General features: G+C 58.5%; 12 protein-coding genes, 2 tRNA genes and 3 rRNA genes. 2 read left to right on the top strand and 15 right to left on the bottom strand.

What is annotated here, in order from left to right:
- Positions 1-43: 43 nt before the first annotated feature.
- The 5 genes from guaD to puuE form a co-directional block, all read right to left on the bottom strand.
- On the bottom strand, positions 44-1,360 hold the full coding sequence (gene guaD, locus AC4BCN_RS06330) for a guanine deaminase (RefSeq protein ID WP_485882628.1): 1,317 nt from the start codon (positions 1,358-1,360) through the stop codon (positions 44-46).
- Between the two features lie 9 nt (positions 1,361-1,369).
- Positions 1,370-2,437: a xanthine dehydrogenase accessory protein XdhC gene (gene xdhC, locus AC4BCN_RS06325; RefSeq protein ID WP_485882630.1), complete on the bottom strand. Its 1,068-nt coding sequence runs from the start codon at positions 2,435-2,437 to the stop codon at positions 1,370-1,372.
- 9 nt (positions 2,438-2,446) lie between these two features.
- A complete protein-coding gene (gene xdhB / locus AC4BCN_RS06320) occupies positions 2,447-4,792 on the bottom strand; it encodes a xanthine dehydrogenase molybdopterin binding subunit (RefSeq protein WP_490492822.1) in 2,346 nt (781 codons plus the stop codon).
- Positions 4,793-4,802: 10 nt separating this feature from the next.
- Positions 4,803-6,269, bottom strand: coding sequence for a xanthine dehydrogenase small subunit (gene xdhA / locus AC4BCN_RS06315; protein WP_490492821.1), 1,467 nt, complete (start codon positions 6,267-6,269; stop codon positions 4,803-4,805).
- Positions 6,270-6,368: 99 nt separating this feature from the next.
- Positions 6,369-7,322 carry an allantoinase PuuE gene (gene puuE / locus AC4BCN_RS06310; RefSeq protein WP_490492820.1) on the bottom strand — a complete coding sequence of 318 codons (954 nt, stop codon included), beginning with the start codon at positions 7,320-7,322 and terminating at the stop codon, positions 6,369-6,371.
- Positions 7,323-7,443: 121 nt separating this feature from the next.
- Here puuE and uraH point away from each other — a divergent pair, with 121 nt between their 5' ends.
- On the top strand, positions 7,444-7,797 hold the full coding sequence (gene uraH, locus AC4BCN_RS06305; RefSeq protein ID WP_034785620.1) for a hydroxyisourate hydrolase: 354 nt from the start codon (positions 7,444-7,446) through the stop codon (positions 7,795-7,797).
- Between the two features lie 182 nt (positions 7,798-7,979).
- Here uraH and rrf read toward each other — a convergent pair.
- The 5 genes from rrf to AC4BCN_RS06280 form a co-directional block, all read right to left on the bottom strand.
- Positions 7,980-8,092, bottom strand: a 5S ribosomal RNA gene (gene rrf, locus AC4BCN_RS06300).
- Positions 8,093-8,230: 138 nt separating this feature from the next.
- Positions 8,231-11,120: ribosomal RNA gene (locus AC4BCN_RS06295) — 23S ribosomal RNA — on the bottom strand.
- A 239-nt stretch (positions 11,121-11,359) separates the two neighbouring features.
- Positions 11,360-11,435 (bottom strand) — tRNA-Ala (locus AC4BCN_RS06290).
- A 12-nt stretch (positions 11,436-11,447) separates the two neighbouring features.
- Positions 11,448-11,524, bottom strand: a tRNA-Ile gene (locus AC4BCN_RS06285).
- A 98-nt stretch (positions 11,525-11,622) separates the two neighbouring features.
- Positions 11,623-13,153, bottom strand: a 16S ribosomal RNA gene (locus AC4BCN_RS06280).
- Together the 16S, 23S and 5S rRNA genes with 2 tRNA genes alongside form the textbook arrangement of a ribosomal RNA operon.
- A 602-nt stretch (positions 13,154-13,755) precedes the next feature.
- Between AC4BCN_RS06280 and AC4BCN_RS06275 the strand changes: the two genes are divergently transcribed.
- Positions 13,756-15,744 carry a sigma-54-dependent Fis family transcriptional regulator gene (locus AC4BCN_RS06275; RefSeq protein WP_436484107.1) on the top strand — a complete coding sequence of 663 codons (1,989 nt, stop codon included), beginning with the start codon at positions 13,756-13,758 and terminating at the stop codon, positions 15,742-15,744.
- Position 15,745: 1 nt separating this feature from the next.
- Here AC4BCN_RS06275 and AC4BCN_RS06270 read toward each other — a convergent pair whose 3' ends face one another.
- From AC4BCN_RS06270 to AC4BCN_RS06250, 5 genes are all read right to left on the bottom strand, one after another.
- Positions 15,746-16,756 (bottom strand): FAD:protein FMN transferase, encoded by a 1,011-nt coding sequence (locus tag AC4BCN_RS06270; RefSeq protein WP_490492819.1) that lies wholly within the window; start codon positions 16,754-16,756, stop codon positions 15,746-15,748.
- Positions 16,746-18,848, bottom strand: coding sequence for a 4Fe-4S binding protein (locus AC4BCN_RS06265; protein ID WP_490492818.1), 2,103 nt, complete (start codon positions 18,846-18,848; stop codon positions 16,746-16,748). Before AC4BCN_RS06265 ends, AC4BCN_RS06270 begins: the two co-directional genes overlap by 11 nt.
- 57 nt (positions 18,849-18,905) lie before the next feature.
- Positions 18,906-20,066, bottom strand: coding sequence for a porin (locus AC4BCN_RS06260; protein ID WP_456148564.1), 1,161 nt, complete (start codon positions 20,064-20,066; stop codon positions 18,906-18,908).
- 287 nt (positions 20,067-20,353) lie between these two features.
- Positions 20,354-22,090, bottom strand: coding sequence for a PQQ-dependent methanol/ethanol family dehydrogenase (locus tag AC4BCN_RS06255; protein WP_128140518.1), 1,737 nt, complete (start codon positions 22,088-22,090; stop codon positions 20,354-20,356).
- Between the two features lie 51 nt (positions 22,091-22,141).
- Entirely contained in the window at positions 22,142-22,531 is a 390-nt protein-coding gene (locus AC4BCN_RS06250; RefSeq protein ID WP_034756816.1) for a DUF779 domain-containing protein, read from the bottom strand.
- Positions 22,532-22,539 lie beyond the last annotated feature (8 nt).

Raw genomic sequence — 22,539 nt, 5'->3', positions numbered from 1 at the left:
TCGCGTTCTCGCTCAGGATAATTCGTGTTGAACAACGGGTAGGTCAGCCTTGCCCCCGCACATGCACGCATTGCCCGCCTGAATAGGTGGCGGCCACGGCGCGGTCGTCGCCCAGCAGCGCAAAGGCAAACAGCAATTCCTCCAGGCTTTGACAGCCAGCCGTGCGGCGCTCGAGCAGCGGCGTCGATTGCTTGTCGAGCACGATGAAGTCCGCTTCCGTGCCAGCCGTGAAATTGCCCAGGGTGCCTTCCAGTTGCATGGCGCGCGCCGCGCCCAGGGTCGCCAGGTAAAACATGCGCAAGGCGGGCAGATAGCTGCCTTTCAAGCGTGCTACTTTATAGGCTTCGTTCATTGTTTGCAACATCGAGAACGAGGTGCCGCCGCCCACATCGGTGGCCAGCGACAGCAGCACTTTCGCCGCATCGGCCCGCTCGAAATCGAACAGGCCGCTGCCGAGGAACAGGTTGGACGTAGGACAAATGGCGGCGGCCGAGGACGTTTCCGCCATGCGCGCGCGGTCGCGCTCGTCGAGCCAGATGCAATGGCCGAACATGGCGCGCGGGCGCAGCATGCCGTACTGGTCATACACGTCGAGGTAGCTGCGCGCCTGCGGGTGCAGTGCGCGCACCCAGCGGCATTCATCTTCGTTTTCCGACACGTGCGTCTGCAAATACGTATCCGGGTAGGCGCGAGCCAGCTCGCCCGCCAGATGCATCTGTTCATTGGTCGACGTCGGCACGAAACGGGGCGTGAGCGCGTACAGCGAACGGCCGTGCTTGTGCCAGCGCCGGATCAACTCTTCGCTTTCGCGCGCGCCCGACTCGGCCGTATCGCGCAGGAACTCGGGACAGTTGCGATCCATCATGACCTTGCCCGCCACCATGCGCAAGCCGCGCGCCTCGCTGGCACCAAAGAAAGCATCGACCGATTGTGGATGCACGCTGCCATACACCATGGCCGTCGTGGTGCCGCAGCGCAGCAGTTCGTCGAGGAAAAACTCGGCCACGTCGCGCGCATGCTCGGGATCTTCAAACGCGCGCTCCGTGGGGAAGGTGTACGTTTCCAGCCACGGCAGCAAACCCGGTGCGGGCGAAGCGATCATTTCCGTCTGAGGGAAGTGCAGATGGGTGTCGATGAAACCGGGCACGATCAGCTTGCCGCGGTAATCGACGATCTGCGTGCCCGGCGGCAAAGTCGGCTGCAACTGCGCGTGATCGCCGGCTGCCACGACCTTGCCATCGGCCACGAGCAGCAAGCCGTCCGCATGCCAGGCGTGCGCTTCCTCGCTAAAGGCGGGATCGGCGTGGAAGTGCAGCAAGCTGGCACGATAAGCTTGCAATGTGGCAGGAACAATCGGCATGACTTCTTTCTATAACGGGTGAATGGCGGCGCGTGTTCGGCGGCGCGGTGGCGCGCTGGCAGAGGCCAGCCGCAGCGGTGCGACCAGGGCGGCCGCGGCCGCCGCTTCCCACACCATCAGTAATTGACAGGCAACGGAAGCGGCGATCACGGCCGGCGCCTTGTTGCGGATGCCAGGCATGCCGATCGGACACACCATGGCGGCGATGCGCTCGTCCGGCACGCCGCGCGCCCGCAGGCGGTGCTCGAATTGCTTGCGTTTCGTGTGCGAACCGATCAGCCCGAACCAGCCCGCATCCTCGCGCTCCATGATGGCTTGCGTCAAGCGTTGATCGAGCGCATGGCTATGCGTCATGACGAGAAAACTGCCGCCCGGCGGCGCCATGGCGACAAATTCCTCGGGCGTATCGGTGGCGGCGATGCGGACATTGTCTGGCAAGGCCGCAGGAAACATGTCTTCGCGCTCATCGACCCAGGTAATATTGCAGGGCAAGTGGGCCAGCGCGCGCACGATGGCGGCGCCCACGTGGCCGGCGCCAAACAAGGTCAGGTGGGCGCGCGGCGCCAGACAGGGATCGACCAGCCAGCGCCGCCCTTCGCTGCCCTGCGCAACATGGGTACCGCGTTCGCGCGCGAACGTATCGGGCGCCTGTGCGCCAGTGCCTGCAATCAAGCGACCGGCGGCGTCAAACAGGGCCGAGGCAGGTTCACCGTCGAGCGCCGTCAAACGCCAGCTGTCTTGCTGGCGGCGCTCGCGCAAGGCGACCAGCAACGCGTTCAGGCTGGCATCGACATACTCGAAAGCCAGGTGGACGACGCCACCGCAGCATTGCCCGAGACTGGGGCCCAGCGCGAAACGCTCGAGCCGCGCATGGGTGTCCCCCGTGGCCAGCATGGTCTTGGCGATTTCCACGGCGCGCAATTCCAGATGGCCGCCGCCTATGGTGCCAATTTGTCCATCGAGCGTCACGCGCATCTTCGCGCCCGTCTCGCGCGGACCGGAACCTTCCACCAGGGCAACCGTCACCAGCACGGATGCCTGCGCGTCATTCTCGATTGCTGTCAGCCAGTCGCTCATCGTCTGCCCCTATGCGCCGGCATGCGCCGCTTGCACGGCCATCACCGCCTTGAGGATTTCCTCGCTGGTGGCGGGCGCATTCAGCGGTGGTTGCACGGCGTGATGGCCGACGCTGGAAATGGCGTCGCGGATGGCAAAGAACACGGAAAACGGCAGCAACAATGGTGGCTCACCCACGGCTTTGGAACGGTGAATGCTGTCTTCCACGTTGCGGTTCAGGAATAGCTGAACGCGAAAATCTTCGGGGCAATCGGAAATGCCGGGGATCTTGTACGTCGACGGCGCGTGCGTCATCAGCTTGCCCGCCGCATTCCACCACAGCTGCTCCGTCGTCAGCCAGCCCATACCTTGGATAAACGCGCCCTCCACCTGACCCAGATCAATCGCGGGGTTGAGCGACTGCCCCGCATCGTACAAGGCGTCCGCGCGCAGCAGCTTCCATTCGCCGGTCAGGGTATCGACCACCACTTCGGCCACGGCCGCGCCATACGCGTAATACGAAAACGGATGACCCGTCATCGTCTTCGCATCCCATGACAGACCGGGCGTGGCATAAAAACCGTCCGACCACAGTTGCACGCGGGCCAGGTAAGCCTTCTGCACCAGCTCGGCAAACGCAACGACGTGACCATTCACGTGGATATGGTTGTCGAAGAAACGAACAGCACCCGCCTCGCCACCATAAAGTTTGACCGCGTACTCGGCCAGGCGTTCACGGATCTGGCGCGCCGCATCCTGCGCCGCCTTGCCGTTCAGGTCGGCACCGGTGGAGGCCGCCGTGGCCGACGTGTTCGCCACCTTGCTGGTATCGGTGGCAGTGGCCCGTACCTTGTCCAGGTCCAGGCCCAGCTCGTGCGCCACCACTTGCATGACCTTGGTATTGATGCCCTGCCCCATTTCCGTACCGCCATGGTTGACCAGCACGGAGCCATCGACATATACGTGCACGAGCGCACCGGCCTGGTTCAGATGCGTGACGTTGAAGGCGATACCGAATTTCAGGGGCGTGAATGCCAGCCCCTTCTTCAGGATCGGGCTGGCCTCGTTGAACGCATCAATAGCCAGGCGGCGCGCGCGGTAATCGCTGCTCGCTTCCAGTTCCGCGACGAGTTCATGAATGACGTTGTCGACGATTTTCTGCCCATACGGCGTGACATTGCGTCCCTCGACATCGTTGCGGCCATAGAAATTGAGCAGGCGGATATCGAGCGCATCGCGTTGCAAATGGCGGGCAATTTCATCGATGACGTACTCGATGGCAATGGCGCCCTGCGGTCCGCCAAAGCCCCGGAAAGCCGTGTTCGACTGCGTATTCGTCTTGCCGCAGGCGGCGCGGATGTCCACGTCGGACAGGTAATATGTGTTGTCGAAGTGGCAGACGGCGCGCGTGGCGACGGGGCCGGACAAGTCGGCCGAGTATCCGGCGCGCGTGGTCATGTCGACCTTGGCGGCAAGGATCTTACCCTCATCGTCGTAGCCCACTTCGTATTCATAATAAAAACAGTGGCGCTTGCCCGTCACCAGCATGTCGTCGTCGCGGTCGGCGCGCAATTTGACAGGACGCTTCAATTTCGCCGCAGCAATCGATGCTGCCGCCGCCCACAGGGCCGACTGCGACTCCTTGCCGCCAAAACCGCCGCCCATGCGCCGGCATTCGACGGTGATGTTGTGCGAATGCACGCCCAGCGCATGCGCGACCACGTGCTGCATCTCGCTCGGATGCTGGGTCGAACACAGCACCAGCATGCCTTGCGCTTCCTTCGGGATGGCGTAGGAAATCTGCCCTTCCAGATAAAACTGTTCCTGGCCGCCCACATACAGCTGGCCCTTGACCACGTGCGGCGCGCCCTCGAACGCGGCCTGGTAGTTACCGCGCGTCAGCTGCATCGGTGGCAGCACATACGATTGCGCGGCCTTGGCCGCTTGCGGCGTCATGATCGCGGGCAATTCCTCATACGACACTTGCGCCAGGCGGGCCGCGCGGCGCGCATGGTCATGCGTATCGGCCACCACGATGAAGATGGGCTGGCCCACGTATTGCACCAGCTCCGCAGCCAGGATAGGATCGTCATGGATGATGGGACCGCAGTCATTGGTGCCGGGAATGTCGTGTGCCGTGTAGACGGCGACAACACCGGCAGCAGCACGCACGGCCGACAAATCCATGGCCGTGATGCGTGCATGGGGCTTTTGCGACAGGCCCAGCGCCGCGTGCAAGGTGCCTTGCAGCTCGGCGATATCGTCCGTGTACGTGGCTTGCCCCAGCACATGCAATTGCGCCGATTCATGTGGGCTGGGCTTGCCCACGGCGGCCCAGGCGGCCGCTTGCAGTTCGGGCGTGGCAGGATGGTTCATACTGGTCCTTTCAAGCGCGGCAAGCGTAGGCGTTGACGGCAATGCGCAGCAAAGGCGCACCGGGGCGTGTTTCCAGCCAGAAGCGGCGCAACAGGTTTTGCGCCGTCGTCATGCGGTAAGTGTTCGACGCGCGCATGTCCGACAGCGGCGCGTAATCGTCGGCCAGCAGGCGCATGGCGATGAGCAAGTTCTCTTCCGTCCAAGCCTGTCCACGCAAGAATGCCTCCGTTTGCGCGGCGCGCTGCGGCGTGGCCGCCATGCCGCCAAAGGCAATACGCGCGTCAACAATGCGCTCGCCATCGAGCTCAAAGGCAAACGCGGCGCACACGGCCGAGATATCCTGGTCGAAGCGTTTCGCCAGTTTATACGTGCGGAAATGCACGTCGGCACGGGGCAAGGGCACGCGCACGGCTTCGACGAATTCGCCTGGCTGCAGATCTTTCTTTTGATAGCCAAGATAGAAATCTTCCAGCGGCATGCTGCGCTGGCCGGCAGGTCCATGCAACACGATATCGCTGCCCAGCGCAATCAGCCACGGCATCGAGTCGCCGATGGGCGAACCATTGGCGACATTGCCGCCCAAGGTACCGGCGTTGCGGATCGGCAAGGAAGCAAAGCGCTGCCACAGTTCCGACAATTCTTCCGGATAATGTTCGCACAGCGCCGCATAGGCATCGTTGAGGCTGGCGCCAGCGCCGATGTGCAGCTTGCCGTCATCCTCGGCGATGGTTTTCAGCGCCGCGACGTTGCCGAGATAAATGATGTCGCCCAGGTCGCGCAATTGCTTGGTCACCCACAGGCCAATATCGGTGGAGCCGGCCAGCAGGCAGGCCTGCGGCTTTGCCGCACGCAGCGCCACCAGTTCCTCAAGGGTGCGCGGCGCGTGGAAGTGCTGGCCGCCGTGTTCATAGGTAGTCAGGCTGCCGCGCTGCAGCGCCTGCAATTGCACGCGCAACGCATCGCGATCGAATGCCACATGTGGCAATTCACCCATGCGTCTGGCTGCATCGATGATGGGCCGGTAGCCCGTGCAGCGGCATAGATTGCCCGACAGGGTGTCGTCGATTTCACAGCGCGTGGGCGTCTCGCCGTTTTTCTCCAGATACATTCCCCATAAGGACATGACAAAACCGGGCGTGCAAAACCCGCACTGGGAACCGTGGCATTCAACCATCGCTTGCTGCACCGGGTGCAGGCCACCGTCGGGCTGCTGCAAGTCTTCCACGGAAAACAGGGCCTTGCCATCGAGAGTGGGCGTGAGCTGGATGCAGGCATTGACGGCTTTCATCTCGACCTGGCCATCGACCAGGCTGCCGATGACCACCGTGCAGGCGCCGCAATCGCCTTCGGCGCAGCCTTCCTTGGTGCCCGTGCAATGCAAATCCTCGCGCAGGTGCTGCAACACAGTCTGCGTAGGGGCGGCGTTGCGTACTTCCTGTACGGCACCACGATAGTAAAAGCGGATCGGTTCTGACATGCTGGCCTCGGTATAGTCCCAGTATAGGAGATTAACACCGGCATATGGGACAACTATACGCAAAGACTGATTTTACTTATCATCCCATCTCAATAGAACTCACTCCTGGAACGGATGCGTCGCATGCCAGTGTTCGGCAATATCGATGCGGCGCGTGATCCACACCTGCTCATGACCCTGTACATAGTCGAGGAAGCGCGCCAGTGCGGCCGCGCGGCCAGGCCGCCCCACCAGACGGCAATGCAAGCCTACCGACAACATCTTCGGCTGATTCAAGCCGTTCGGATCACCTTCCGCGTACAGCACATCAAAGGCATCTTTCAGATAGTCGAAAAACTGCGTGCCCGAATTAAAGCCCTGCATGGCGGCAAAGCGCATGTCGTTCGTGTCCAGGGTATAGGGCACGATCAGTTGCGGCTGCACGGCCGGCATGCCGGCGGCATCCGTGTACGCCACCTTTTCCCAGAATGGCAGGTCGTCGCCATAATAGTCGGCGTCATAGCGGAAACCGCCATGTTCGACCACCAGTTTGCGCGTATTCGGAGAATCACGCCCCGTGTACCAGCCTTGCGGAGCGGCCCCCGTCAATTCGCGGATAATCTGCACGGCCTCGCGCATGTGTTCGCGCTCCGTTGCTTCATCCATGTTTTGATAGGAAATCCAGCGCAAGCCATGGCAGGCGATTTCATGCCCCAGTTGCTGGAAGGCTGCCACCGCTTCCGGATTGCGTTTCAAGGCCATCGAAACGCCAAACACCGTCAGCGGCAGGCGCCGCTCCTCGAACATGCGCAGCAAGCGCCACAGCCCGGCGCGCGAACCATATTCATAAATCGACTCCATGCTCAGGTGGCGCGCGGGAAAGGCGGCCGCACCGATCATCTCCGATAAAAACGTTTCCGAAGCGGCATCGCCATGCAGCACGCTGTTTTCCGCCCCTTCCTCGTAATTAAGGACGAATTGCAGGGCGATGCGGGCCTTGCCCGGCCATTGCGGATGCGGTGGCGTGGGGCCATAGCCGATCAAGTCGCGTGGATAATGTTCGTAATTGTTCATGCGGAGGCACGCCTATAGGAGGACAATGTTGGCTATATGCCCAATCATATAGCCCGGCGCAGTCACCGGTATATGATTTGCACGATAAGCACATTCACTCACCCTATATATAGGATAGCAAATGGGAAAACTCAGCACGCATGTACTCGATATCGCCCACGGCAGGCCTGGGGCCGGCGTCAAGGTCGCCCTGTTTTCAGTCGCGCCGGAAGGCAAAGTGTTATTGAAGATGGATATGACGAACAGCGACGGCCGCTGCAGTTCACCCTTGCTGGAAGGCGACAGCATGAAAGCGGGGCAATATGAACTGGTGTTCAACGCAGGCGACTATTTCGCAGCCCAGGGCGTGGAACTGCCATCGCCCCGCTTTATCGACCTGGTCACCCTGTCCTTCGGCATCGCGCATACAGATGAAAACTACCATGTGCCGCTGGTGGTGTCGCCGTGGTCATATTCCACTTACCGCGGTAGCTGATGCCACGAGGCCAACCATGTTGTCGGATTACGCTACGCTAATCCGACCTACCGGACTTTACATGGGCGTAGATCTGCTTATCCCCCAGCGCGTAAGCGGACAATATTTTTCMCGTATCAAACCACCAGACGAAAAAAAACCCGACCATTGCTGATCGGGTTTTTCTCTACTGCGAATAACAAGCCTGACGATAACCTACTTTCACACTGGTTGCAGCACTATCATCGGCGCAAAGTTGTTTCACGGTCCTGTTCGGGATGGGAAGGGGTGGGACCAACTTGCTATGGTCATCAGGCATAACTTGTACTGGCATTTGTCTCCTGTAGGACGACAAAGCCTGAATCTGGAAGAAGCAAAGATTGGGGTAATGACTGGTAGTATCAACAAACGCACAACGTTGTACCGTCTTATCCTCTGTACCTGCTAAGGTTATAGGGACAAGCCGTACGGGCAATTAGTACTGGTTAGCTTAATGCATTACTGCACTTCCACACCCAGCCTATCAACGTCCTGGTCTCGAACGACCCTTCAAAGAGCTCAAGGCTCTGGGAAATCTCATCTCAAGGCAAGTTTCCCGCTTAGATGCTTTCAGCGGTTATCTCTTCCGAACTTAGCTACCCGGCAATGCCACTGGCGTGACAACCGGTACACCAGAGGTTCGTCCACTCCGGTCCTCTCGTACTAGGAGCAGCCCCCTTCAAATTTCCAACGCCCACGGCAGATAGGGACCAAACTGTCTCACGACGTTTTAAACCCAGCTCACGTACCACTTTAAATGGCGAACAGCCATACCCTTGGGACCGGCTACAGCCCCAGGATGTGATGAGCCGACATCGAGGTGCCAAACTCCCCCGTCGATATGAACTCTTGGGAGGAATCAGCCTGTTATCCCCAGAGTACCTTTTATCCGTTGAGCGATGGCCCTTCCATACAGAACCACCGGATCACTATGTCCTACTTTCGTACCTGCTCGACTTGTCAGTCTCGCAGTTAAGCACGCTTATGCCATTGCACTATCAACACGATGTCCGACCGTATCTAGCGTACCTTCGAACTCCTCCGTTACACTTTAGGAGGAGACCGCCCCAGTCAAACTGCCTACCATGCACTGTCCCCGATCCGGATAACGGACCAAGGTTAGAACCTCAAACAAACCAGGGTGGTATTTCAAGGTTGGCTCCACGAGAACTAGCGTCCCCGCTTCAAAGCCTCCCACCTATCCTACACAGATTGGTTCAAAGTCCAATGCAAAGCTACAGTAAAGGTTCATGGGGTCTTTCCGTCTAGCCGCGGGTAGATTGCATCATCACAAACATTTCAACTTCGCTGAGTCTCGGGAGGAGACAGTGTGGCCATCGTTACGCCATTCGTGCAGGTCGGAACTTACCCGACAAGGAATTTCGCTACCTTAGGACCGTTATAGTTACGGCCGCCGTTTACTGGGACTTCAATCAAGAGCTTGCACCCCATCATTTAATCTTCCAGCACCGGGCAGGCGTCACACCCTATACGTCCACTTTCGTGTTTGCAGAGTGCTGTGTTTTTATTAAACAGTCGCAGCCACCAGTTTATTGCAACCCTTTCACCCTCATGGAGTAAACCAATCAAGCTACCGGGGCGTACCTTTTCCCGAAGTTACGGTACCAATTTGCCGAGTTCCTTCTCCCGAGTTCTCTCAAGCGCCTTAGAATACTCATCTCGCCCACCTGTGTCGGTTTGCGGTACGGTCTCGTATGACTGAAGCTTAGAGGCTTTTCTTGGAACCACTTCCGATTGCTTCATGCACAAGTGCACTCGTCCCATCCCCTTGAATTGCGCGCCCGGATTTGCCTAAGCGCCTTCTATGAGACAGAAACTGACTATTCCAACAGTCAGACAACCTTCCGCGATCCGTCCCCCCATCGCATCATACGACGGTGCAGGAATATTAACCTGCTTCCCATCAGCTACGCATCTCTGCCTCGCCTTAGGGGCCGACTCACCCTGCTCCGATGAACGTTGAACAGGAAACCTTGGGCTTACGGCGTGGAGGCTTTTCACCCCCATTATCGCTACTCATGTCAGCATTCGCACTTCTGATACCTCCAGCATCCTTTACAAGACACCTTCGCAGGCTTACAGAACGCTCTCCTACCATATATATCTGTGATAAATCACAGAACAATATCCGCAGCTTCGGTGACTGGCTTAGCCCCGTTACATCTTCCGCGCAGGACGACTCGATCAGTGAGCTATTACGCTTTCTTTAAATGATGGCTGCTTCTAAGCCAACATCCTGACTGTTTTAGCCTTCCCACTTCGTTTTCCACTTAGCCAATCTTTGGGACCTTAGCTGGCGGTCTGGGTTGTTTCCCTCTTGACGCCGGACGTTAGCACCCGACGTCTGTCTCCCAAGCTCGCACTCATCGGTATTCGGAGTTTGCAATGGTTTGGTAAGTCGCAATGACCCCCTAGCCATAACAGTGCTCTACCCCCGATGGTGATACTTGAGGCACTACCTAAATAGTTTTCGGAGAGAACCAGCTATTTCCAAGTTTGTTTAGCCTTTCACCCCTACCCACAGCTCATCCCCTAATTTTTCAACATTAGTGGGTTCGGACCTCCAGGGCGTGTTACCGCACCTTCATCCTGGCCATGAGTAGATCACTTGGTTTCGGGTCTACACCCAGCGACTGATCGCCCTATTCGGACTCGATTTCTCTACGGCTTCCCTATTCGGTTAACCTTGCCACTGAATGTAAGTCGCTGACCCATTATACAAAAGGTACGCAGTCACGGAACAAGTCCGCTCCTACTGTTTGTATGCACACGGTTTCAGGATCTATTTCACTCCCCTTCCGGGGTTCTTTTCGCCTTTCCCTCACGGTACTGGTTCACTATCGGTCGATTACGAGTATTTAGCCTTGGAGGATGGTCCCCCCATATTCAGACAGGATGTCACGTGTCCCGCCCTACTTGTCGTACGCTTAGTATCACCGGTCCGATTTCACATACGGGGCTATCACCCACTATGGCTCCTATTTCCAGAGGATTCTGTTATCGGTCCGACTATCACGTACAGGCTCTTCCCATTTCGCTCGCCGCTACTTTGGGAATCTCGGTTGATTTCTTTTCCTGCAGCTACTTAGATGTTTCAGTTCGCCGCGTTCGCCTTGCATACCTATGTATTCAGTATGCAATACCCTAAAAGGGTGGGTTGCCCCATTCGGAAATCTGCGGATCAAAGTGTGTTTGCTCACTCCCCGCAGCTTATCGCAAGCTACTACGTCCTTCATCGCCTGTAATCGCCAAGGCATCCACCATGTGCACTTATTCGCTTGTCCCTATAACGTTAGCCTCTGATGGACTAAACCATCAAAGAGCGCTACAGGGATAAGAAAGTACAACGTTGTTGCTTGTTTGTTGATACATACAATCATTACCCATCGATTTACCTTTTACGGCAAACCGATCAATAAATAATCTTTACTTCTTCCAGATTGTTAAAGAACGAAACAGCTTTGATCGCTAAAAGATCAAATCTAAACCCTGAGGCTTACATTTGCACTTTCGAGTAAAACTTTGGTGGAGGATGACGGGATCGAACCGACGACCCCCTGCTTGCAAAGCAGGTGCTCTCCCAGCTGAGCTAATCCCCCGGGAATTTGTACTGGTAGGGCTGGTTGGACTCGAACCAACGACCCCCGCGTTATCAACACGGTGCTCTAACCAGCTGAGCTACAGCCCCAACGCGGTGCTACTACGACTACTGTTTCTTCTTAATTAAACAGCCGATAAGTGTGAACATTTGATGCGTGAATCATTACTGATTCGTGCAAACTCTAGAAAGGAGGTGATCCAGCCGCACCTTCCGATACGGCTACCTTGTTACGACTTCACCCCAGTCACGAATCCTACCGTGGTAAGCGCCCTCCTTGCGGTTAAGCTACCTACTTCTGGTAAAACCCGCTCCCATGGTGTGACGGGCGGTGTGTACAAGACCCGGGAACGTATTCACCGCGACATGCTGATCCGCGATTACTAGCGATTCCAACTTCATGCAGTCGAGTTGCAGACTACAATCCGGACTACGATACACTTTCTGCGATTAGCTCCCCCTCGCGGGTTGGCGGCGCTCTGTATGTACCATTGTATGACGTGTGAAGCCCTACCCATAAGGGCCATGAGGACTTGACGTCATCCCCACCTTCCTCCGGTTTGTCACCGGCAGTCTCATTAGAGTGCCCTTTCGTAGCAACTAATGACAAGGGTTGCGCTCGTTGCGGGACTTAACCCAACATCTCACGACACGAGCTGACGACAGCCATGCAGCACCTGTGTACTGGTTCTCTTTCGAGCACTCCCCAATCTCTCGGGGATTCCAGCCATGTCAAGGGTAGGTAAGGTTTTTCGCGTTGCATCGAATTAATCCACATCATCCACCGCTTGTGCGGGTCCCCGTCAATTCCTTTGAGTTTTAATCTTGCGACCGTACTCCCCAGGCGGTCTACTTCACGCGTTAGCTGCGTTACCAAGTCAATTAAGACCCGACAACTAGTAGACATCGTTTAGGGCGTGGACTACCAGGGTATCTAATCCTGTTTGCTCCCCACGCTTTCGTGCATGAGCGTCAATCTTGACCCAGGGGGCTGCCTTCGCCATCGGTGTTCCTCCACATATCTACGCATTTCACTGCTACACGTGGAATTCTACCCCCCTCTGCCAGATTCTAGCCTTGCAGTCTCCAATGCAATTCCCAGGTTGAGCCCGGGGATTTCACATCAGACTTACAAAACCGCCTGCGCACGCTTTACGCCCAGTAATTCCGATTAACGCTTGCACCCTACGTATTACCGCGGCTGCTGGCACGTAGTTAGCCGGTGCTTATTCTTCAGGTACCGTCATTAGCAAGAGATATTAGCTCTCACCGTTTCTTCCCTGACAAAAGAGCTTTACAACCCGAAGGCCTTCTTCACTCACGCGGCATTGCTGGATCAGGCTTTCGCCCATTGTCCAAAATTCCCCACTGCTGCCTCCCGTAGGAGTCTGGACCGTGTCTCAGTTCCAGTGTGGCTGGTCGTCCTCTCAGACCAGCTACTGATCGATGCCTTGGTAGGCTTTTACCCTACCAACTAGCTAATCAGATATCGGCCGCTCCACGAGCATGAGGTCTTGCGATCCCCCACTTTCATCCTTAGATCGTATGCGGTATTAGCGTAACTTTCGCTACGTTATCCCCCACTCCAGGGTACGTTCCGATATATTACTCACCCGTTCGCCACTCGCCACCAGAGCAAGCTCCGTGCTGCCGTTCGACTTGCATGTGTAAGGCATGCCGCCAGCGTTCAATCTGAGCCAGGATCAAACTCTTCAGTTTAATCTCTGTTACTTTGCCATTTTATTGGCACCGTCTTGCGACGGGTCGCTCACTCAAAAAACTGACAGGCTACTTCCGAAGAAGTATCCTATTTCATTATTTCTTGTGAACATTTGATATTTTAAGTATTACGACAATCCGAAGATCATCGCTGCACTTACATCAAATGCCCACACTTATCGACTGTTAATTGTTAAAGAACTGTATTCGGTGCTACTTTCGCGCTATCGACAAAGCGTTGTGTTTGTCAGCTGCGAAGAAGGAAGAGTATGAAGCGTTTCGCTACTTTCGTCAACTCCTTCTTTTTCTCTACTTTACTCAGCATTTGCATGCGTCGTTCAGCGAGGGGGCGAATTATAGCCCTGCCCCGCATGCGCTGCAAGCGCTATTTTTTACGCCTTGCGAAACGGCCCTGGCACCGCACTTGCTTATACAGGCCTATGCACTGTCCACTGATGAGAGCAACTCTGGGCCTGGCAGCAACACTGGGGATAGCCCGGTTCGCTTTGCTTTGCTCCCATCTGTGACAGGTGCTACATTATGGAACACTCTCGATATTCAAAAGAGCGCCCAGTACAGGGCCCAACGGAGGCAACGAGATCATGTATCAACCGTCAGCTACTTACCGTAGCGCACCGTTTTCGTCCATCGCGGACGCGAACATCACACCGGCAGGACAGGACAACGTTCCCGTCATCATTGAAACGTCCCATCAGCGTTCAGTCGCCTTTGGCCTGTCGCCCACGGCCACGCCCGACTTTACGCCGGCGGGCAAATCCGACCTGTCCTTGCTGATCGAGCAAAACCGCTTGTTGCACACGCACGCGCTGCCCGCCATGGAAACCCTGTACCAGCAAATCGTCAACACCCACAATATGGTGATCTTGACGGATGCCAACGGCGTCATCGTGCATTCGCTGGGCGACGATGATTTTCTGGAGAAAGCCAACCGCGTCGCCCTGCAGCCCGGCGTGGCGTGGTCGGAACAAAGCCGCGGCACGAATGCCATCGGCACGGCCATTACGGAAAAAGTACCGACTTTGGTCCATGCGGACCAGCATTACCTGGCGGCCAATCATTTCCTCACGTGCTCTGCGGCACCGATCACCGACCACCGGGGCAACGTCATCGGAGTGCTGGACGTCTCCAGCGACCAGCGCAGTTTCCACAAGCATACGATGGCCCTCGTGCGCATGTCGGCACTGATGATCGAAAATCAGCTGTTTTCCGCCACCTTTGAAGACGCCATCACCGTGCACTTCCACGCGCGTCCTGAATTCATCGGTACCTTGATGGAAGGCATCGCCTCGTTCACCCCGGGCGGAAGGTTCTTATCGGCCAACAAGAATGGCTTGTTCCAGCTGGGTCTGTCATTTGCCGCGCTGCAATCGCACACCTTCAGCTCCCTGTTCGGCTTGCCCGTATCTGCCCTGTACGACCATTACCGTACGGCCTCACCCGGTTTGCTGAACCTGTGCATGCACAGTGGCGTACGCGTGTATGGGCGCGCGCAGTTGCGGTTAGCCAATAGTGCCTTCCAGCATGGCTTTGCTGCCAGCACCGACCATAGCGATATCAACGCCGCCCCGGCCCAGGTTCCCGCGCCGGCCAGCCATGCGGCCAACGCGGCGCGGCGCCTGTCCGGCCTGCGCTACCTGCGCACGGGCGATCCGCAACTGGAACTGGTGATCGAAAAGGTCAACAAGGTATTGGGACGCGATATCCCCATCCTCGTCATGGGTGAAACGGGCACAGGCAAGGAATTGCTGGCGCAAGCGATTCACAACGATTCGCCGCGTGCCATGGGGCCGTTTATCGCCGTCAACTGCGCCTCGATCCCGGAAACTCTGATCGAGTCCGAACTGTTCGGCTATGAAGACGGGGCGTTTACGGGCGCGCGCAAGAAGGGCGCCATCGGCAAGATCCTGCAAGCCAATGGCGGCACCCTGTTCCTCGATGAAATCGGCGACATGCCGTTTGGTTTGCAGGCGCGCCTGTTGCGCGTGCTGCAGGAACGCATGGTCACCCCGCTGGGCAGCAGCAAATCGATCACCGTGAATGTGGAACTTATTTGCGCCACGAATCACAACTTGCGCGAACGCATGGCCAAGGGGCTGTTCCGCGAAGACTTGTATTACCGCCTGAATGGCCTGGTGGTCAAACTGCCGCCGCTGCGCGAGCGCACGGATCTTGATACGGTCGTGAAAAAAATCCTCGCGACGGAAGCGCCCGATACGCGCTACACGGTGGCGCCGGACATCCTGCGCCTGTTCCACCAGCATAAATGGCCGGGGAACTTCCGCCAGTTGACCAATCTGTTGCGCACGGCCATTGTCATGGCAGGCGACGAACACGAAATCTGTTTGCGCCACATGCCCGACGATTTCCTCGACGATATTGAAATGACGCAAGCAACTGCCGCCAGCGCCAGCACGGACCGGATGATCGCCGCCGGCGCCAACCTGGAAGAGATGGAGCAAAGCGTCATTCTCAAGTCGCTCGATGCCCACGGCGGCAACGTCTCGGCCACGGCGCGGGCCCTGGGCGTGTCGCGCAACACGATCTATCGCAAGGTGCCGCATCTGAAATAAGCTAGAGCAGACGGGAAAAGCCGGGCGACATCTGGCGCCGGCCCTGCTTGTCGATGGTCATCAAGTCGACCCCGTCCATCCGCGCGGCCATCGCATGCGCACGCGCCGCGCCCGTCACCATGAAGGTCGTCGACAAGCCATCGGCCAGCAAGCCCGTGGGCGCCAGCACCGTCACGCTGGCCAGTTCGCGCGGCGAATCGCCCCTCGAGGGATCGAAGATGTGGTGATGCACGAAGTCGGGCGTGAACGTGCACTCGTAGTCGCCCGACGTGGCCACGCTGCGCCCTTCCACTTTCAAGGTGGCCGCGAGGATTTCTGCATCGCGCGGGTCCTGGATGCCCAAGGTCCACGGGCGGCGCACGGAACGCTGTCCGCGCGCAACGAATTCACCCGTATCCAGCAGTGCGTGCCGTATGCCGCGCGCCTGCACGGCCGCCAGCGCCATGTCCGCCGCGTAACCTTGCGCCAGGCCATTCAAGGTCAGCGCCATGCCGGGCTGCAGGAAACGCACTTCACGTTTGTCCCACGCCAGTTGCCGCCAGCCGACCCGCGCCTGCGCTTCGCGCCGCAATGCTTCCGCAGGCAAGCTGGCCTGGTCTGCCGCCGCGTGAAACAGCTGCCATAAGGATTGCACAGTGATATCAAACGCACCATCGCTCCATTGCGACAAGGTTTGCGCCTGCGCCAGCACGGCCAGCAGATGGGCGTCCGGCCGGGCCAGGCGGCCGTCACGGTTCAGCTGGAAGACTTGGCTGGCAGGATTGTAAATGCTCATCAGGCGGTCGATATTCCTGGCTGCGTGCAAGGCGTCTTCAATAGCCAGCTCAGCCTGGCGCTGATCGTGGTGCAACACGGTGACGGCGATCGTCGTGCCAAACGCCAGCGCTGCGCCTTGATAAGGGCGCACGCCGGAGGCCGTGGCCGTGCCGCGCGCCATGCTGCCCGGCAAAGACAAGCCCGCCATGCCGGCCACGCTGCCTATTGCTGCGGAAATAAAGGTCCTACGCTGCATTGCTGCTCTCCTCTGCCGTGGCCCGGACAATAGGTATCGTGCGGGCACGCTTGATTTCCAGCATCAAGGGTGCGCATTTTTCATCGCTGGCGTAAATCACCACGCAATCCATGCACTGGAAACATTCGCCGTAATCGACTTTTCCGCTTGGCGCGATGGCGTGATGTTCGCAACGGTGGCGGCAAGTCTGGCACGGCGTGCCGCATTCCTTGCGACGGGGAATCCAGTTGAACAAGCGAAACCGTCCCAGCAGCGCCAGCGCCGCACCGAATGGACACAGATAGCGGCAAAAGAATTTGTAGGAAATACTGCTGAGCAGCAGCAAGCCCACGGCATACGCGACGAACGGCCACGCGCGCACGAAGTTCAGGGTGATGGCTGTCTTGAACGGTTCCAGCTCGACCAGCTTGTCCGTGATCTGGCTGAAAAACAGGCTGCTGCCGAGAATGGCCGCCAGCAAGCCATATTTGATCCATTTCAAACGCCCGTCGAGGCGAGGCTTGATCTTCCACTGAGGCAAGCGCAGCCACTGGCCCAGCTTGCCCGTGAATTCCTGCAGCGCTCCAAACGGGCACAGCCAGCCGCAAAACGTGCCGCGTCCCCAGACAAGCAGGCTGAGCAGCACGAACGCCCACAGGATCACCGTCATCGGATCGAACAGGAAAAAGCCCAGGCTGCGCCCCGCCAGCAGCGCTTGGATGACGCCCGTGATATTGACGATCGATAACTGCCCCTGCGCGTAATAGCCGATAAAGCCTATCGTAAACACCAGGAACAGACGGCGAAACCACGCAAATTGGCGGCCATCGCGCACTAGGCGTTTCTGCCACGCCAATGCGCCGGCCAGCAGCGCCAGCCCGGCCAGCAAAAGCAGCAACTCAGCCTTGCGGTTCTTCCACGTGCCGCGCCACGTGGCATCGTCGCCTTGCGGCGCCGTATAAAAATCGGCCGGCAGGCGGTAGCTGACATCCACGTTGCGCGCGATGCGTTCCGGATACACGATGCCTTTGCTGCGCGTGATCGGCAGCGTGAACGCCAGCGGACTGGCCGCATCGAGCCCCGCCTGGCTGATGATGCGCAGTGCGGCGATATTTTCCGTCGGCAATGGCCCCGCATCGGACAAGCTCAACTCCAGGTCCAGGTCGCGCATGTCGATGGGCAAGCTATCTTGCTTCAGCAACAGCCGGTCGGGGACGGTGCCGCGCACGAAATCGTCGCCCAGCACACTGTAGCGCCCGCGCGACATGATGAGGATGGCGTGGTCGCCTTCGTCAAGCCGGTTGCGCAATTTGTTCCAGCTACGTTCCGTCAACAAATTGCGCCCCACCGTGGGAACGGATACATACGCCAGGTAGAGGTCGATGAACACGCCGTCCGGATCGCGCGCGGCTTCCGGTTCGAGTCCGGCTCCGGGACTGCCCGCAAACAAGGTTTCCACGTCCTTGTTGCTCAAGCGCACATGCTGGATCAAGCCTTGGTCGAGCATCTGCGCCACGCTGAGTTTCTCGAATACCTCCATGCGGATGCGGGCAATCTGGTCGGGGTCGCGGCCTTGCGCGAAGCCGAGTTTTTTGCGCGACACTTTCAAGGCCGAGGCCAGCACGCTCTGGTTGATGATGCGCACGGAAGCCGTGGCCTTCGACACGCCATCGATATCGGCATGGGTGGCGTCCGGCGCGCGTTTCGCCCTGGCATCGATGGCGATATTCTGTTTGAGCGACAAGCCCTGGTACTGTTTGACGAACTGAAACAGGGGCGCTTCCCCCAAGCCGTCAAGAAACACGGGCTCGTGCTGCGACAGCACGGCGACGTCGAGAAAGCTGCCTTTCGGATCGATGGCGATCAGCAAATTGACGGGCACGCCGGAAAAGCCGGGAATGGGCGCCAGGTCCAGCGACTCAAAAACGTAGCCGACCAGCTCGGTGGCCGTGGCGTTTTGGCGGAACAAGGGCCAGACGGGCAAGTCGGCCTCCTTGTCACCGACGACGATGGGCGCAGGAAAACGCCGCGCCAGCTCGGCCTTGGTGAGCACACCGGCCCAGGCCTGTCCGAGGATAAACAGGAATAGCCAGCAGGCTATGAACAAGCGCATTATCCGCATGCATGGTGCTCCGTGCGGCGCCCTATCGCAAGGCGCCGCGTTGTTGAGTTAGAAGAAAATAATGCCGCCCAGGGACACGCCATTCATCTTCGCTTCGCCACCGGCAAAACCTTTCGAACGCGTCTGGCCCAGCTCGCCCACCAGGGTGATCGCGCTGTTGAGCGAGTAATACGCGCCCAGGGTCAGATTGGCGTTCGACTTCAAGCCGCCCGTGCCGGCCGTGTTGTCGTCGTTCTTGCTGATGCCGTAGGACAGGCCCAATTTCAGCTTGTCCGTCGTTTTATACGTGCCTTGCAGCAGCCAGTTCTTCGATTTGGTATCGCCCTGGTCCGCATCGGACAAGATGCCCAGCCCCTTGCCGCCCTGGAAGTTGACCAGTACGCCAGCCGGGCCCATCTGGTACGAGCCGCCCACTTCCACACCGCGCATGGTCAGGTCATCGACACCCGGCGTTTTCGAGGTGAATTTTTGCGACTTCACGCCGAGCCAGGCTTTCAAGCCTTCCTGCGCATACGTCAGCTGCGCCTGCACTTGCGGACTCGACTTCGAAGAATAGGTTGAGCCTGCCACGATGGGCGTATCGGAGACGGGACTGACCAGCGCCACATCGACGCCAATGCCGCCCGACTTCGGGGAGCTGTACATGATCTGGCCATAGTTGCCCAGATAGGTATAGCCGGCGCCGATATGACCGAGGGTCACGCGGCCCCGCTGCGTCGCCTGCACCGGCGCGCCCGAGCCCAGCAAGGTCATATCGGACAAAATCGCGTTCGCGCCGAAGATGCCGTAGTCGCGGCCCAGCTTGAACGTGCCCATCTGCTCATTGCCAAACGTGAAGAAAGCCTGGCGCACGTCGACCACGCTGTTCTGGCTGATGGCGCTGTCCGTGGCCGTCGAGTTGTAGATGCCAATCAAGGCTTTCACGTCGTACTCGCCCAGCCGCGAGCTCGCCGAAGTGATCAAGCCGTTGGGCAGCAAGCCGTTGCCGATGGTGGTGCGGTCCTTCTCTCCGCCGCAACCGAGCGCCTGGCCGCCCAGCGCCAGCCCGCCCACCGCATCGCCCGAACACGATACCTGCGTGTAATAGGCGTTGACGATGCCACCCACCGACACGGTCCAGTCGCCAGCCTTGATATCGACGGCTTGGGCCTGTCCTACCGCTGCGATTGTCATGACACCGAGGCTCCCCAGCTTGATCCATGTGTTCATTTCTTCTCCTCTTTCTTCTCTGTTTTTAGTGTGCACACCAGTGATTGATGTACCTCAAGCTTTGGCAATAAGCGTGCCCAGCAAGCCTCAGAGGGAGAAAGAAAAAAAGCGTATTGAACGTGTGCAGCGGCGGATCAATCGCCACTGACAGTGTTCATTTTTTGACCGCAAGTATGCGTATCGGCCATCCAGGTAAACAAAAAACTGACGGCCTGGGCCGTCAGCAAAAAGAAAACACCCGGCGGACAGGGAGACACCCATCCGTGTGGCCCGGGTGCTTCACCCCGTTACTTCGATGCCAGCTTGAAGACCCACACGGAACCGCCCTGCTCCAGGAAGTTGACCTTCTTCGCCACTTCGCCGCCCCACAGCGGCACCGCGCCACCCCAGCCTGATACGACGGCCACATATTGCGTGTCGCCATCCTGCCAGGTGACGGGCGGCGCCACGACGCCCGAGCCCGTCTGGAATTTCCACAGCTCCTTGCCCGTCTTCGCATCGACGGCTTTCAGGAAGCCTTCCGGCGTGCCGTAGAACACCAGGTTGCCTGCCGTACTCATCACGCCGCCCCACAGCGGCGCGTTGTTCTTGATTTCCCAGACGATCTTGCCCGTCTTCGGATCGACGGCGCGCATGGCGCCGATATAATCGTCAAACAAAGGCTTGATGGTGAAACCGGCACCGAGGAAAGCGCCGCCCTTCTTGTAACTGATCGGCTCGTTCCAGATATCCATGCCCCATTCGTTCGCCGGCACGTAGAACAGCTTGGTTTGCGGCGAGTAGGCCATCGGCATCTGGTTTTTGGCGCCGAGGAAAGCGGGCGCGGCAAACACGGTCGTACCCTTCTTGCCTTCCTCTCCCTTGGTCGGGTCGCCGGGGCGGCCTGCGGGAATGAAGTTCGGCCGGCCCGTCTTCAGGTCGATGCTGCTGGCCCAGGTGATTTTCTTCACAAACGGAAAGGCGTTCTGCAGCTTGCCCGTGTTGGCGTCGATCACATAAAAGAAACCGTTGCGGTCGGCCTTGCCGCCGTAGCGCTTGCCATCCATATCGAAGGTGACGAATTCGTTGGCGCCGTCAAAATCCCAGGCATCGTTCGGCGTGTTTTGATACGCCCACTTGATCTGGCCCGTTTTCACGTCGAGCGCCACGGTGGACGACGAGTACAGATTGTCGCCGGGGCGCAAGTGGCTGTTCCATGGCGCCGGGTTGCCGGTGCCAAAGTAGGCGAGCTTGGTTTGCGGATCGTAGGTGCCGCCCATCCATGTCGAGGCGCCGCCCGTTTTCCACAGATCGCCGGGCCACGTTTTGTTCGCGGTGCCGGACACGCCATTGTCGATCGCCTTGCCATCCTTGTCGTAGCGGTGGCCCATATGGCCCTCTACCGTCGGACGGCTCCACACGAGGTCGCCCGTCATCGGGTTACGCGCTTCGACCCGGCCCACGATACCGAATTCGCCTCCCGACACGCCCGTCAGCAGCAAGCCTTCGGCGATCAGCGGCGCGGCCGTCATCGAGTAGCCGGCCGCATAATCGTCGACCTTTTCTTTCCAGACGATCTTGCCCGTGTTCTGGTCCAGCGCCACGAGATAGGCGTCGAGCGTGCCGAAAATCACCAGGTTGCCGTACAGGGCCGCACCGCGGTTGACCACGTCGCAGCAGGGCATGATGCCGTCCGGCAAGCGATGCTCATATTTCCACAGCTTGGCGCCCGTTTTCAAGTCGACGGCAAAGATGCGCGAATACGATGCCGTGACGAACATCTTGCCGTTGTGAATCAGCGGCTGCGATTCCTGGCCACGCTGTTTTTCTCCGCCAAACGAGAACGACCAGGCCGGCACCAGCTTGGCCACGGTCTTGTCATTGATCTGCGTCAACGGCGAATAGCGCTGGCCCTGCGTGCCCATGCCGAACGACAGGACGCTGGCTGGATTCTTCGCCGTGCTGTCGAGCATGGCATTGGTGACATTGCCCACGTCAGCCGCCTGGGCCAGCGATGCCAGACTCAAACCGATGACGATCCCCATGATTTTTTTCTGCACAATCATCTCCCTCTGTTTTATTAGTATGTGTGTGTATCAAGTCTTGCGGTGTTCATGCGGCTGAGCATGCAGCAAGGCGCACTCTTCATCGGTGAACAGGCGCGAGCGCGTCAAAAAGCGCTTGCCCGTGCCGTTGTCGAGTGAAAACATGCCGCCATTGCCATCAACCACATCGATAATCAACTGGGTATGCTCCCAGTACTCGAACTGCTCGAGTCCCATGTAGAACGGTGTGCCATTCAAATTGCCAAGATAGATATCGGTATCACTGACATCGAACTCGCCCAGCGCGTAGCACATGGGCGCGCTGCCATCGCAGCAACCGCCCGACTGGAAAAACATCAGCGGGCCGTGACGTTGGCGCAACTTGTCCATCATTTCCAGCGCCGCATCGGTGGCGACCACCCGGGCAATTGCTGCACTCATGGCATCCC

It is taken from the genome of Janthinobacterium sp. Bl 1 (assembly GCF_058215535.1).
This window is presented reverse-complemented; position numbering and strand designations above follow the sequence as displayed.